The following is a 13,888-nucleotide window of genomic DNA, read 5'->3' on the forward strand; positions in this document are numbered from 1 at the left end:
TTATTCTTACTCGTAATTAAACGGGCTGTGATTATCGTGATCTTATTTGCTCAACTCGCTATTTAATTGTCAAAGACCATTCTGTCTTTTTCTCAAAGAACGTTCCCGCCGTCAGGCAGGAAGGGGAAACTAGACTTTCGAGAAGCTCCCGTCAACCCTTTTTTTCAACTTTTTCAAAGTCTTTTCAAAACGCTGACCCCACTCACAGGCAGGAAGGGGAAACTAGGGTTTTCCCCCTTCCACGTCAACACCTTTTTATACTTTTTTTACCTTTTCATTCATTTCGTTTCTCTCAATTTTCAATCACCTGAATTTATTCACTTTATTTTCAGCGCCCTATTCCTTTATTATAGACCGACAGGGGAACATGACTTGAAAGTCGCACGCAAAAAAACAGCTCCCCCTCTGAAATGGGCTCTCCCTTCCCTTTTGCCTCGGTTTCTATACAGCTCTTTTCCTGAACTTTATTCGATCTTCCCGTCAAAACCCTCATCATCGGCTGGAGGATCATAATCAATCAAAGAAGGAAGCCTCCCTTAACAGAGACGGTCTTCTGTCAGAAGATGTCTCCGACGGCCAGAGGGGAACCTCTTGAAAGAGGTTCCCCTCTGGACTCCCCTCCAGAACTTTTTGGCGCGCCTTCGGCGAGGTCCCACGATATCCGTTGAGTGGGATTGAAGAAGAAGGAGAGAGGGAATAGGGTATGGGGAAAGAAAGAAGAAGCCCTTGTAAAATTTCTCCATACAGTCTGTAAAAAATACAATTTTTTACAACGACCTCCCAAGAGCCGCACGGACAAACGCTGCCGACAGCCCTCGCGAAGCGACCCAAAAAGTTTAGGAGAGTCCAGAGAACCCTTTTCAAAGGGTTCTCTGGCAGGTCCAGGACAGCGTCCTGGTCTCACCGAAGGTGACCCCCGGTAGGGCTGGTCTCACCAAAGGTGACCCCCGGTAGGGCTGGTCTCGCTGAAGGTGACCTCCGGTAGGGGTTTCCTCGCGTTTTGCTTGGTGGTACATAATTGAAGTCACATTGAACATAAGGATGGAACGATGGCATCAAAGGTATTTTTCTGGAATTTACGGGCAACGGTCAAAATGCCCTTTGGCAAACGGATGCGGAGTTTGCTGAAAGCGGTTAAGGGTGGCCAACATATCAAGGATGGCGACCTGACGGCAATTAAACTACATTTTGGCGAACAGGGAACCACGGGATTTCTCCGGCCATTGTGGATCAAACCGATTCTGGATTTTGTTCGGGAATCAGGCGGCAAACCGTTTTTGACCGACGCATCCACACTGTACGTGGGCCAGCGAGGCGAAGCGGTTTCTCATGCCATGTGCGCGGCGCACCATGGATGGGACCCGCTGATGCTCGACGCTCCCGTCATTATCGCAGACGGACTGCGTGGCGAATATGAAGTACCTGTCCCGATTGGCGGCAAACATATCGAAGACGCCTATATTGCGGGCAGCATCGCAGAGGCTGACTTCATGGTGACGTTGAATCACTTCAAGGGCCATGAAATGGCCGGGTATGGCGGTGCGCTCAAGAATATTGGCATGGGCGCTGCCAGCAAAAAAGGCAAGATGCAGCAACATTTCTCCACAGGACCGATCATCAATCAGGACGCGTGTACCGCGTGTGGATCGTGCCTGAAGGCGTGTAAAACCGGCGCATTATACCTTGAAGAATCCACAGGAAAAATCGCCCTTGACGCTGAAAAATGTGTCGGTTGCGGCGGCTGCTTCGTGGCTTGCCGCCATGGTGGACTGGAAGTGGATTGGAAAATGGGCGTACAGGAATTCCTGGAACGAATGATGGAATATGCCAAAGGCGTTCTGGCGACCAAAGAGACCCCGAGTCTGCATGTCAATTTCGTGATGGATGTGGTGCCGGACTGTGACTGTGTCGGGTTTACCGATGCGCCCATCTGTCCTGATATCGGCGTGTTGGTAAGCTTTGACCCCGTCGCTGTGGACCAGGCGTCCATGGATCTGGTCAACGCCGCCCAGCCGTTGTATCCCAGCCAACTTCCCTTTGGCGTCACGCCGGGACAAAACAAGTTCCTGGCCATCCACCAGCATGTTCCGCAGGCGTTTGGCCTGGATTATGCGGAAGAAATCGGCCTTGGGTCGAGAGAATATGAACTGGTAAATCTTTAGAAGAGACGAAATTCATGAAAGGCGGGAGCGAAAAAAACGCTCCCGCCTTTTTTGTTTGCGTTAAAACCGCTCGAACTCGTTGCTGTCTCCCATGTCGAGTTCCATGCCCGTGGACGTCGGCTTGGAAGAAGCGGCTTCGAGCCGAAGGGATGTTGGCCGTTTGACCACCGACTGCTGTGTGATGTGTCGGCTCTCTGATCCAAGCTTGAAGAAACTAATCGCCTGTTGCAGATGCGCACCTTCACTAGCAAGACTTTCCGATGTGGATGCGACTTCCTCTGAAGACGAAGCGTTTTGTTGAATAATCTGATCCAGTTGCTGAATCGCGGCATTGATCTGTTCGACGCCGGCACTCTGCTCATTGGACGCTGTCGTAATTTCCTGAATCAATTTGGCTGTTTCCTGAATTTCCGGCACCAGTTGATCGAGTTTACCACCCGCATCTTCAGCCACCTGGACCGTGGACGTGGATAATTCACTGATCTCGGATGCGGCCACTCCACTCCGTTCAGCGAGCTTCCGCACTTCAGCGGCGACCACGGCAAATCCCTTCCCATGTTCCCCGGCTCGGGCGGCCTCGATAGCCGCATTGAGCGCCAACAGATTTGTCTGACGAGCGATGTCTTCGATGACCGATATCTTTTCGGCAATGTCCGTCATGGCGTGCATGGCCTGCGAAACCGCGACACCACTTTCTTCGGCCCTTTGCGCTGCCGTGCGAGCAATTATTTCCGTCTTGCCCGCATTCTCCGCATTTGCCTGAATATTGGACGCCATTTCCTCCATGGACGCGGAAACTTCCTCGACATTGGCGGCCTGCTCTGACGCACCCTCCGCCATGCTCTGCGAGGACGCCGCAAGCTCTTCGCTGCCTGAGGCCACATTCTCCGTGGATGAACTCACCGAACCAATTACATTTTTCAGTTGCGACGTCATGGTCCGCAAGGCAGTGGCAAGAGCACCTATTTCGTCTTTTTGATCGACATCGATATCCTTGGTCAAATCACCTTCGGACAGGCTCTGTGCCAACGAAATGCCCTTGAGAATCGGTGTCGTAATAATTTTGGCAATCACGAGAAGGACCACGAAAAGAATGGCGATGGCAATGACGGCCATGATGCCGGACATGTACGCAAAGGAATCAGCCTGTTCACGCACCGTGTCCATTGGCACAGCAACAGCGAGACTCCATGGCTCTCCAGTCCGACCGATGGAAATGGGAGCCAGAGAAATATACCAATCTCCAGTGGAGGTCACGGTTTCATGAGAATAATACGTCCCGGCCTTGACAGCGCGCCCCACGTGACTGGCTTCCTCATTCCCCATGAAATCACTGATATTCTTCCCTGTCTTATCCGCATCAGGATGCGCGACAACCGTCCCCTTGTTCGTCATGAGAAAGGCATAGCCCGTCTCAAACGGCTTGATCTCGTTAACAATTTTCTGAAGATCATTGAGGTAAAAATCAACACCGACAATACCGATATTCTTTCCATCCTTTTTGACAGGGTGCCCGGTGGACGCGAGCCAGAATCGTTTGCCATCAACGTCCCATGGATAGGGTTCCGCAATGGTTTCAACCGAGCCGGCCATGGGCTTTACAAACCATTCTTCATTTTCAAATCCACTGATTCCGGCAAAGCTCGAAGCGATTTTCCCCCCATCACGGTGATACCAGGTGCGGTACGTCCCCTTGTACGTATCCCGATACTCTTCCTCTCGATCATCAAATTTGCCGGGAAGAAAAGTACACCATGCACCCGCCAATTCCTCATGCCGTTCCAGCACATCGATGACAAAGGCATCCAGATATTCCCGATCGGGAATGGTGGTGTAATTGACGGCCTGCTCATAGGCTGCCGCCATGGTGCGTGTGGCTGTCATGGCCAGATCCATTGACTCCCCGACCTCCAAACTATGCCCATAAGCCAAGCGATTCGCGTTTTCCTCGGCCTGCTCAACGGCCATATTTTGCGCTTTCAGCGTGAGAATAACGGTACTTGCTGTCATGACAACGAAGATGACAAAAAACGTTGGCAACAAAATCTTGTACTTGAGATTCCAATCCTTGAAACGCATCACTTCTCCTTGGACTTCTGTCATTTCCTACATGGTTTTCAGGGGGACGTTGGGAGTTCACCATTACATCCCTAGTGCAAAGTGATATCTGGTGATATTATATTTCGGAGTGGAATCGTCGGCTTTGCCGAAAAAAAATCAGATGAGATTGACTGAGGCGAGTTCTTCCATGAGTGCCGCAACATCGGCGCAGATGAAATCAGGCTCATGCCCGACAAAAGCCGTGGCACGAGAGCTGCCGCTGGTCACAGCGGCGGACAGGGTTCCAGCCCGGTGGCCGGTTTCCACATCCATGGGATGATCGCCGACCATGAGCGCACTCCGAGTGTCGGCATTGATGGCCGAAAGGGCCTGATGCAAATGGGCGGGATTCGGTTTGACCTGTGAAGCATCTTCACGCGGGATGAAGACTCGCGTGTGCTGTTCGATATCCGGAAAAACCGTTTTGACGGCTGCCGAAATATTTCGAGAAATAACGCCAACAGCGATTCCCCGGCGTTCCAGGTCAGCAAGCACGGGGCGGGTGAAATCAAAAAGCGCACCATCCCGGGCCGCGTCCAGCTCCATGGCCGTGATGACCAGCCGGCCGCGAGAGAGAAACTCCAGCCCTTCGGCTCGATCGCGTTCCATGACGCTCCCGGCAAGCTCTTCCAGCCACTCAAGCGCGGGCTTGGCATTGGGAACCGGCCGTTCGTCCATGAAAACCTCGCCCAGTGCCGCAATCTTGATCTTCATGCGATCAAAATCCAGAGACACGTCGGCCAATGTGCCGTCAAAATCAAAGATAATGGCATCGAGTTTGGACATGGGACAGTCTATGCTTTTTCAGCGAGTTCGCGCAAGGTTCGCAGATTTTGGACATCGTCCTGCAAGTCTGCATCCTTGGGCGTTTCGAGTGTCTTGGGAACAGCGGCAAACTGTTGATCCTGCATGAGCAACCGGAAACCGTCCAATCCGATAGTCCCTTTTCCGATGTGTTCGTGCCGGTCCTTATGCGAATCGAATTCGTTTTTGGTATCGTTCACATGAAAAAATTGCAGCCGATCCAGCCCGATGATCCGATCAAACGCGTCAAACGTCGCACCATACGTCTCCGGCGTGCGAATATCGTAGCCAGCGGCAAAGGTATGACAGGTGTCATAACACACGCCCAATCGATCAGGATATTTTGACAGTCGGATGATCTCGGCCAATTCCTCGAAGGTAGCCCCGAGGTTGGTCCCCTGCCCTGCCGTGGTTTCGAGCAGGACGGTGGCCGACGCGGTCCCGGATTGCTCGATGGCTCTATCCAGATTGGCTGCGTACCGTTCAATCCCGGCCTCGACACCAGTGCCGAGATGTGATCCCGGATGTGTCACCAGCCAGGGGATGGACAGGGCTTCGATGCGACGAAGTTCTTCGGAAAAAGCCAGAATGGATCGTTCGACCTGTTCCGATTTGTTGGACGCAAGATTGATGAGATAAGAATCATGCGCCGAGATCGGATAGTCGCCCCAACGGCTCCACGCTTCAGCAAAAAGATCGATGTCATACCCGGACAGCGGCGGAATCTTCCACTGCCGCTGATTCCGGGTAAATATCTGCAATGCGGTGCCGCCGACAGCCCCAATGCGGTCAAAGGCCATGTACAGCCCACCGGCAATGGACATATGGGCACCCAAATACATGATCTTAGGAAATCCAGCCGCTCAGTGCGTCCACGATCTTCTGGGCCTGCGCCTGGCTGGAAATGTTGAATTTTGATTTGGGACGGTAGGTGCCATCGACTTTCTGATAGCGGCGGATAGTGTATTTTTCCGGACCGTATTCGCCTTTGGCACGATTGAGTTCCTGATACCGAAAAACAATCGTCGTCCATGCGCCCTTGGACAGAATGACCTTATCCAGCTCTTTCACGATGAGCTGGTTGTCCTCGGAATAATTGATGGTAATTTCGTCTACGTTGGATGCCATGATGCACTCCTTACTATATGTCGTCTATCCGATTTGGATAGCAGGGGCTTACCCATACATATGTCGATGGCAGATGGCAACCCCCGGGCCACAAGGGCTTCCGGCTGGTTTCAGTCCAATATCTTGCCGATCAGATTGCCGGGAGAACACAACAGTCTGTAAAATGGTGAATGATAACTGGCTTCAGTCAAGCCGTAAAAGCACGATGTATCCGGCACCCAATGAACCTGCCGAGACACCCTGAATACCCGTCAAAGAACAGAATGCCATCTCATCAAACGGCACCTTCACGGACACACACAGTTTTTTATGCAAAGGCAGGCTCGTTCCCGGCTCTTTCTACAGGAAAAGAAGGAGCGAGAGCGCCATGACCGCCATACCGGCAATCAGGCCGTACACGGAAAGGTGGTGTTCACCGAATTCCTCGGCTGCGGGAAGCAATTCGTCAAAGGAAATAAACACCATGATTCCGGCGACCCCGGCAAAAAGCACGCCGAAAAGCGTAGGCGAAAAAAAGGGCATCAGGATAAGGTACCCGATGAGTGCGCCGACAGGTTCGGACAAACCCGACAGGAAAGAATAGAAAAAGGCCTTTTTCCGATCACCTGTGGCGTAAAAGAGCGGAATGGACACCGCGATTCCTTCGGGGATGTTGTGGATGGCGATGGCCACGGCAATGGCGATGCCCAACGCCGGGTCAGTCAACGCGGCCGAAAAGGTGGCCAGTCCTTCCGGAAAATTATGAATGGCAATGGCAATGGCCGCGAAAATACCCGTCCGCCTGAGCTTGTCAAAATTGTGGGTTTCGTCCTTGGGCAAATTTTCCTTTCCCTGCTCCATTTCTTCAATGAAATGCATTTCATGCGGATTCTCATAACTGGGAACGCATTTGTCGATGATGGCAATCAAAGCGATGCCACCAAAAAAGGAAAGGACCGTCACCCATGAGGCCGTGACCTCACCGAGCTCCGAGGTCAAAGCGTCTTTGGCCTTGACCAATATTTCCACAAAGGAAACATAAATCATCACCCCGGCGGAAAAACCAAGGGCCAGGGACAAAAATTTGGTATTGGTCTGCCGGGCAAAAAAAGCGATGGCAGAGCCGATGCCGGTCGACAAACCGGCAAACACGGTCAGGCCGAATGCGAAAAGGACTGTTTGGGTATCCATCGTTCCACCCTACCCAAAAAAAAGGAACAATGCACCCCGGAAATTTCATCTGACGGACAGTCAACACCAAAAATCGGATGTATGCGAAACAGGAGTTGAACTCAAAGGCGGGAATACGTATCCTTTTTCAATGGATGTGTTTGTCCTGCCACCTCAAACCCGAAAGAGGTCCGATTCCATGACACCTTTGAAAATCCTTGCGGGAATGTTTGCATTGATACTGCTGACGACTCCGGCCCAGGCTGAACCGCTGTCCGTCACGGTCTCCATTGCCCCACTCAAATATTTTACGGAATCCATCGGCGGAGACCGGATCTCGGTCGAAGTCATGGTGCAACCAGGAGCCAGTCCGGCCACTTATGAGCCGAAACCTCGGCAGATGGTTGCCTTGAGTGCCGCCCGGCTCTATCTGGCTATCGGCGTTCCCTTTGAACGAACCTGGCTGCCTCGCATTCAGAGTGCCAATCCCGACATGCCCGTGGTCAACGTCGCATCAGGGCTGGATTTGATGCCCATGGCAACACATCGGCACGATGCTGACCATGAAAAAAGCCATGGGCACACTCACGGTGATGCCCATGACGGCCGTATCATGGACCCGCATGTCTGGAATTCTCCAGCCATGGTCCGCCAGATGGCACAGGCCATCCTGACTGCCCTGACACACGTCGATCCCGAGGGCCAAGCCATTTATCAAAAAGGATATACTGATTTTCTCGCCACGGTGCAGAATGTTGACACCCAAATCAAGGGATTGCTGGGCACTGCCAAGGGCGGACATTTCCTGACCTATCACCCATCATGGGGCTACTTTGCCCGGGACTACGGATTGATTCAGGTGCCGGTTGAAATGGAAGGGAAAAACCCGGGTCCCAAGGAATTGGCCGCTGTGATCAATCTGGCCACCGAAGAATCCATCACGGCAATCTTCGTGCAGCCGCAATTTTCGGCAAAATCCGCACGGATCATTGCCGAGGCCATTCACGGTCAGGTGGTCGAAGCCGACCCGCTGGCGGAAGAGTGGGCGGACAACATGGTCATGATCGCCAGACAGTTCAGCGAAGCACTTCGCTGAACCTGTTGTCTGTACGAAAGATCAGATACTGTCAGCCTTGAGCTGGCCGCAGGCGGCCTTGATGTCCGATCCCATGGAACGGCGGATGAACGCGGTCATTCCGTGATCCCACAGCCGTTTTTCAAAGGCTTCGACCTGTGCCCGATCCGGCGCGTCATAGGGCATTCCCTCTGTCGCATTGTAGGCGATCAGGTTGATCTTGCCTTTTCTCCGGTCAATGAGTCTGGCCAGTTGGTCGGCGTGTTCCATTGAATCGTTGACGCCCTTGAGAAGCAGATACTCAAAGGTAATCCGTTCGCGAGAGCGCATGGGGTACACTTTGAGGCTCGCCATGAGATCGTCCAGATGGACCTTGGCGGCCTTGGGCATGATCTTGGCACGCAGCTCCTGGGTGGGGGCGTGCAGAGAAATGGCTGGCAGAGCGATTTCGAGGTCGCCCAGAATCTTGAGCTTGTCGGGGAAACCGACCGTGGACACCATGGACCGACGCCACGACAGAGACAGGCCCCGTTCGCACGGCAAATCAGTCAATACCTTAATAAGCGTATCGAGATTGAGCAGCGGCTCTCCCATGCCCATGAACACCAGGTTCTTGAGCGGGTTCAGTCCCTGATCTTCCAGATATTGGCGGCCCACCAGAATCTGTCCCATGATTTCACCATAGGTCAGATTGCGCTCGAATCCGAGCTTGCCGGTGTTGCAGAAGGTACACGCCATGGCGCAGCCCACTTGTGTGGACAGGCACTGGGAGTAGCGGTCATTCATGGGAATGAGCACGGTCTCGATGAGCGCGCCGTCTCCCATACGCAACAGCAATTTGATGGTGCCATCCTTGCTGGTGGCAACCCTGGCGATTTCCGGCCAGGCAATGGTCGCCATGGTCGCGACCTTTTCCCGGAGTGATTTCGACAGGTTGGTCATAGCGTCGATGGAACGGACGCGTTTCTGCCACAGCCATTGCCAAATCTGCTCCGTCCGAAAACGGGGTTCCTTCAGATCTTCGGCAACGAACGCCTCAAGGTCATTTTTTGTCAATTCAATAAGATTTTGCATGCGCGTCCGTTGTGTCCGGCATGACCGCCCGTGTCAAGTCGCGAAACACTGTCACCAATGAAGACTCGTTTCACCCTTCACGCGAATCGGCCGGGGAACAACGTTGTTCCCCGGCCTGTTTTCTTTAAATTACAGCCTGCTCCCCGGGATATATTCACCGGGATACAGCAGTTCAAACCCTTCGTTGACCTTTTTCACGAAAGAAGGATCTTTCTTGGAAGGATCATTGAAACGAGGGTCTTTCATCATCTCCCGCAGCCGCTCGATGGACAGATCCTCACCCCAGCCCTTGCCGGAACCGCGCAATCCGCCTTCAAGGACCAGCGGAGCCATCTTGGCAAAAGCATTGACGACCGCAGCCCGATTTCCTGCTCCAGTGGCATCAAGTGCGGCCAGAAGATCGTCGCCACCAATGACTTCGGCGGCGCGCAAGGCGTTGTCGAGCATGGTCGGCGTGTCGCCACGATGGATCGACCGCAAGGATTCCAACTCAGAGTCCCGCAAAGTTTGTGCCTCATTTTCCAATCCGTAATGAGCATCCATCACCTGCGGCATGAACCATTCATACAACCCTGAGACCTGTTTCGGAGTCAGCCCAAGTTCATAGGCCTTCTGGCGGAGTCCTTCGATCAAATCCTGTCGGACCTCGAATCCTTCAGGCACCTCCACCTCCGGCAACTCGTAGCCGTCTGCCGCTTCGGGACGGCCCAGCGCAGCATAAAACGCGGCCAATTCTTCCGGCCCATCAGCTTCACCGGGGAGACGAACATAGCCCTCCGGATTCTTGCCAATCATGCGCTGAGCATGAACCAGGGCCTTCACTGCCTCGTCCTTGGAGCCGTACTTGGCAAGCACGGGGTGATCTCGCAACGGCATCTCGGTTTCAACGCCGTTTTCATCCGCCTGCCTGACGGTCCACTCTTCGGGAAGGGTTTTCTGCCACTGTCTGTTTGTCGTCATTTTCATCGATTCTCTTCCTTGTTGATAAAGTTTTGCTCGTTGAGCATATGCTGCACATGCAGGACCAGCGATCGGCGGCCCTCGTTGAACTGCGTTCGCCCCGGATCAGTGGAAAACGAGGAACAGTGCATATTCCCTCGCCGCTCCAAATCCTGCATGACGGTTTCTCCATCGACCGACTCGAACAGCCGTTTATAAGCTCGATGCAATTCCAATGCGGTATGATCAGCCATGGTGATCCTCCATGGTCATCGGTTTCTGCCCCGGCTGCATGGCCTGCCCGGGCGACATGATCGAGGACGAATCGACATTCGGGTCCGGGACCATATGTTCCGGCGGCGGCCCGTTGATTCCCAGCACTCCGGTGAGCAATCCCCAAAGTTCTGTCAGGACATTGGGCCGATCCGTGTAGGACTCGGACAAGGTCTTGGCGATGGTGGCCATGCTGGTCACCAACGCCGTTGTCTGGGCACCGCTGGCCGTTTTGCTCTTGCCTTCACGTACAGCGGCAACGTCTTCCTGCGGCTTCAAATAGTCCGACGGCGTGTCAAAGAGTTCAGCCACATGCCGGGCCACCCGGTCCGTATCGAAGTTGTCCATGATGCCAAAAGCATCGGCTCCGCCCACCAGCGGGCTGAGGTATTCCATGGTCTGGGAGAGTCCCTGCGCCTCATATTGCTTCTGGGCACGAGCGACCGGCGAGGTGTAGTGCACATCCAAGTCCTCGGGGGATAGCCCTTCCGGGAACGGCGGCAATCCACCACAACGAAGCATGATACGGAAAACCCGCTTGATCAGCGGACTGAGGAATTCAGTTTGCAATCTGCCCAGTACGGGACCAAGCACCCGCATCTTCTCGGACTGACGGATGACCGCTTCGGTGGCGGTGACAGCCGGGCCTTCCGGAGCGATCTGATCGCTGAGAAAGATACGCCGGATGGATTCGCGACGTTGATTCATCATCTCTTCGGTCGCTCCGAGATCCACATGCACCGGCAGGGCCTCGATCCGATCGGATGATCCTGCCCGATAATACGACAACCCGCCTGGACCGGATCGGACCGGCCCAAGGAATCCATCGTCCGGTACCATGAGCAGCGGGTCGGACATCTTTTCCGCAGCCATGAGCGCAGTTCGCGCCATGGCATTGAGCACCCGGGTATCGGACAAGGCAGTCTGCCCCGGGCCGCGACCATAGGTTTCTCCGGTGGCCTTGGCCCATCGGGGGACCATGTACGGCATTTCCAGATACCCGCTCTCCTCCACGATATGATTGTTTTTTGTTTCCATATACACGCTGGCATAGGGAAAGTTCGCCACCCCAAATCCCGTCGGATTTCGATCGGAACGAGGATAGACCGCATGGAGAATTTCCACGGGTTCATCCGGCTTGTCCTCGGCCTTGCGCTTGGTTTCGTCCGAACAGCGGCTCCCCCACTCCTGAATCGCCTGCCGAGTCGATATCTCGTACTTGCGATACACGGTGTCCACCTGTCCTCGAATGGATTCGGCCACATAGACTTCACCCAATGGACGAGTGGAAAACCGGACAAAGGTGGTGGTGTCCGCCTCCACATACATGACCGCTGTTCCAAGCAGTGCCACGTCCAGATACAATTCGTGGACATGGGTCTGAAACCCGGAATCCTCGGCATTGAACACCGACACCATCCGTTCACGCGCCTCCTGAAGGAAGGCCCGCACTTCGCTGCTGTCAGCCAACTGTCGATCCTTGACCGAGATATCGAACCACGGCAGCGACGGATTGGTCAGCAACCCGCCCAATGATGACGCCAAAAGCTCCAGCGCATACATGGGAGTGGAATCGAAAATGCGTTCATCGCCCGTCTGACCGCGAAATGAGGAGACCCCACCGAGTGCGGTGAAACTGTTCTTGCGAGGCAGCATGTACTCGGTCAGCTCCTGCCAGGAACTGACCCATGGCTGTCGAAGCTCTTCCAATCCGCTGAATCGTGTCAGCAGGGAACGAGCACGTTCTGTTGCGTCCATGCTATTCCCCCAGCTTGGTTTTCAGCCGTGTCGGGCTGGCTTTTTCCTCTTCGACAAGCGATGCCGAACCGCCCGAAAGGGCCTTTGACGTGCGCTTGTCTTCCAACTGCCGGGCTTCAAGAACCTTTTCCCGCTCTCTTCGACGCGCATCGGCTTCCCGCTTTTGCTGTTCCGCTTCCCGAGCCTTGCGCTCGTCTTCCATGCCAGATGAACCAGTGTCCTTTTGCATCATGGTCGTGGCTGTCGTGGCGACAGAACTGATGATGGCTGCGGCTACCATTGCTGATCCTCCCATACGAAAAATCCTCCTGTGAAAGTGTTTTCCAGAAGGATAGACCCGGTTTTTCGCAAAACCGGCAAATGTCATTGAATGTATACTCGAATCAGCCGACAGGTATAAAAAAACACCTTGACAGGGGCACGGATCGGTCCCTGAAAAAGGCCTGAAAAGCTACTTGCTCACCCACAGGGCCGTGTCAGGAAGCTGTCGCAAAAGATTGATGGACACCGAGGTTGGAAACAGGTTTTCCTTCGTGCCCTGTCTGGTGGTACCATGACGACCAACGCCCACCGCCGCATATGGGTGCTGAGCCGTTTCCTGTACAATGGCCTTGACCACGTTCCTTTCCACCACGGGCTTGAAGACAATCCGTTCGCGGGTGACACCGTTGCGTTCCATGACCTCCACCGCCGCATTGAAAATCGGATCGGACACTGCGATTTCAGCCTCTTTCGGCACGGTATGGAACAGCGTGAAGGCGTGTTTTGTCTCGTCAGCCAACATGTATGAGGCGTGATCCGCCATGCGCAGGCTGGCATCGGAACCATCCAGACAGAGCAATACATCGTGACGCGGTTCGCCAGTGGGCCGCTTGCACACCCAGATGGGAAAATCAATGTCCTGCCAGATCAATTCGTGACACACGGAATTTTCGAACACCGCTTCGAACCACGAAAAAGCCTTCCGGCCAAGGAGCATGGCATCATACAGCCCGCTTCGACACTCCTCGATCAATTCTCGAACCGTGCCTTTTCTGGAATGAATGACTTTGATCCGAACATTGTCATCAGGGCACCCGGTCATATCCTTGAGCCACTGCCGGGACTCGACAAGGGCTTTTTTCCCCTTGTCCTTCTTGTGAGCCATGAATTCCACAAGATCATCACCGGCCGGCACCAGATTTTCCTCGTGCATGGCCCAGGAAGCGGACTTGGGAGCGACATAAAAAAGCGTCAACTTGATGTCACAAAAATTATCAAAAAGTTCTTTGAGAAAACGCAAATTAAACGAGGCGGCGCGGTCATCGCCGATGGCGAGCAAGAGTTCCTTTTGCATATGACTGACTCCGTTGTGAGCGGTTGAGCATGAAATTCTGAAAATGCTGACACAGGATATGTCAATCCACAAGGAAAACACAACCCCGGA

14 protein-coding genes are annotated in these 13,888 nt (G+C 53.8%); 2 read left to right on the top strand and 12 right to left on the bottom strand.

Translation table 11 applies throughout. The features are described 5' to 3' along the window. The first annotated feature begins 1,049 nt into the window (after nucleotides 1-1,049). Entirely contained in the window at nucleotides 1,050-2,162 is a 1,113-nt protein-coding gene (locus GO013_RS10785) for a DUF362 domain-containing protein (protein ID WP_163810993.1), read from the top strand. A 60-nt stretch (nucleotides 2,163-2,222) separates the two neighbouring features. Here the strand turns inward: GO013_RS10785 and GO013_RS10790 are convergent, their stop codons facing one another. The 6 genes from GO013_RS10790 to zupT all read right to left on the bottom strand — a co-directional run bounded on the left by GO013_RS10790 (nucleotide 2,223) and on the right by zupT (nucleotide 7,364). Further along, nucleotides 2,223-4,241 (bottom strand): methyl-accepting chemotaxis protein, encoded by a 2,019-nt coding sequence (locus GO013_RS10790; RefSeq protein ID WP_163810995.1) that lies wholly within the window; start codon nucleotides 4,239-4,241, stop codon nucleotides 2,223-2,225. A 138-nt stretch (nucleotides 4,242-4,379) separates the two neighbouring features. Continuing rightward, nucleotides 4,380-5,048, bottom strand: a complete 669-nt coding sequence (locus GO013_RS10795; protein ID WP_163810997.1) for an HAD family hydrolase — start codon at nucleotides 5,046-5,048, stop codon at nucleotides 4,380-4,382. Between the two features lie 8 nt (nucleotides 5,049-5,056). Next, the gene (locus GO013_RS10800) at nucleotides 5,057-5,908 is read right to left on the bottom strand and encodes a deoxyribonuclease IV (RefSeq protein ID WP_163810999.1); all 852 of its coding nucleotides are present in this window, start codon (nucleotides 5,906-5,908) and stop codon (nucleotides 5,057-5,059) included. A gap of 4 nt (nucleotides 5,909-5,912) precedes the next feature. Next, entirely contained in the window at nucleotides 5,913-6,194 is a 282-nt protein-coding gene (locus GO013_RS10805) for a hypothetical protein (RefSeq protein WP_163811000.1), read from the bottom strand. Between the two features lie 183 nt (nucleotides 6,195-6,377). Then, nucleotides 6,378-6,509 (bottom strand): hypothetical protein, encoded by a 132-nt coding sequence (locus GO013_RS17425; protein ID WP_275406356.1) that lies wholly within the window; start codon nucleotides 6,507-6,509, stop codon nucleotides 6,378-6,380. 24 nt (nucleotides 6,510-6,533) lie between these two features. Continuing rightward, nucleotides 6,534-7,364: a zinc transporter ZupT gene (gene zupT, locus GO013_RS10810; protein WP_163811002.1), complete on the bottom strand. Its 831-nt coding sequence runs from the start codon at nucleotides 7,362-7,364 to the stop codon at nucleotides 6,534-6,536. 178 nt (nucleotides 7,365-7,542) lie between these two features. Between zupT and GO013_RS10815 the strand changes: the two genes are divergently transcribed. Then, a complete protein-coding gene (locus GO013_RS10815) occupies nucleotides 7,543-8,439 on the top strand; it encodes a zinc ABC transporter substrate-binding protein (RefSeq protein WP_163811004.1) in 897 nt (298 codons plus the stop codon). A 21-nt stretch (nucleotides 8,440-8,460) separates the two neighbouring features. Here GO013_RS10815 and rlmN read toward each other — a convergent pair whose 3' ends face one another. The 6 genes from rlmN to GO013_RS10845 form a co-directional block, all read right to left on the bottom strand. Then, nucleotides 8,461-9,492, bottom strand: a complete 1,032-nt coding sequence (gene rlmN / locus GO013_RS10820; RefSeq protein ID WP_163811006.1) for a 23S rRNA (adenine(2503)-C(2))-methyltransferase RlmN — start codon at nucleotides 9,490-9,492, stop codon at nucleotides 8,461-8,463. A 129-nt stretch (nucleotides 9,493-9,621) separates the two neighbouring features. After that, a complete protein-coding gene (locus tag GO013_RS10825) occupies nucleotides 9,622-10,458 on the bottom strand; it encodes a hypothetical protein (protein ID WP_239057835.1) in 837 nt (278 codons plus the stop codon). After that, a complete protein-coding gene (locus GO013_RS10830) occupies nucleotides 10,455-10,685 on the bottom strand; it encodes a hypothetical protein (protein ID WP_163811008.1) in 231 nt (76 codons plus the stop codon). The genes GO013_RS10825 and GO013_RS10830 overlap by 4 nt, the downstream gene beginning before the upstream one ends. Further along, nucleotides 10,678-12,462: a portal protein gene (locus GO013_RS10835; protein WP_163811010.1), complete on the bottom strand. Its 1,785-nt coding sequence runs from the start codon at nucleotides 12,460-12,462 to the stop codon at nucleotides 10,678-10,680. The genes GO013_RS10830 and GO013_RS10835 overlap by 8 nt, the downstream gene beginning before the upstream one ends. A 1-nt stretch (nucleotide 12,463) precedes the next feature. Beyond that, nucleotides 12,464-12,757, bottom strand: a complete 294-nt coding sequence (locus tag GO013_RS10840; protein ID WP_163811012.1) for a hypothetical protein — start codon at nucleotides 12,755-12,757, stop codon at nucleotides 12,464-12,466. A 156-nt stretch (nucleotides 12,758-12,913) separates the two neighbouring features. Next, nucleotides 12,914-13,798: a universal stress protein gene (locus GO013_RS10845; protein WP_163811014.1), complete on the bottom strand. Its 885-nt coding sequence runs from the start codon at nucleotides 13,796-13,798 to the stop codon at nucleotides 12,914-12,916. Nucleotides 13,799-13,888 lie beyond the last annotated feature (90 nt).

The organism is Pseudodesulfovibrio sp. JC047 (assembly GCF_010468615.1).
Taxonomy (GTDB): domain Bacteria; phylum Desulfobacterota; class Desulfovibrionia; order Desulfovibrionales; family Desulfovibrionaceae; genus Pseudodesulfovibrio.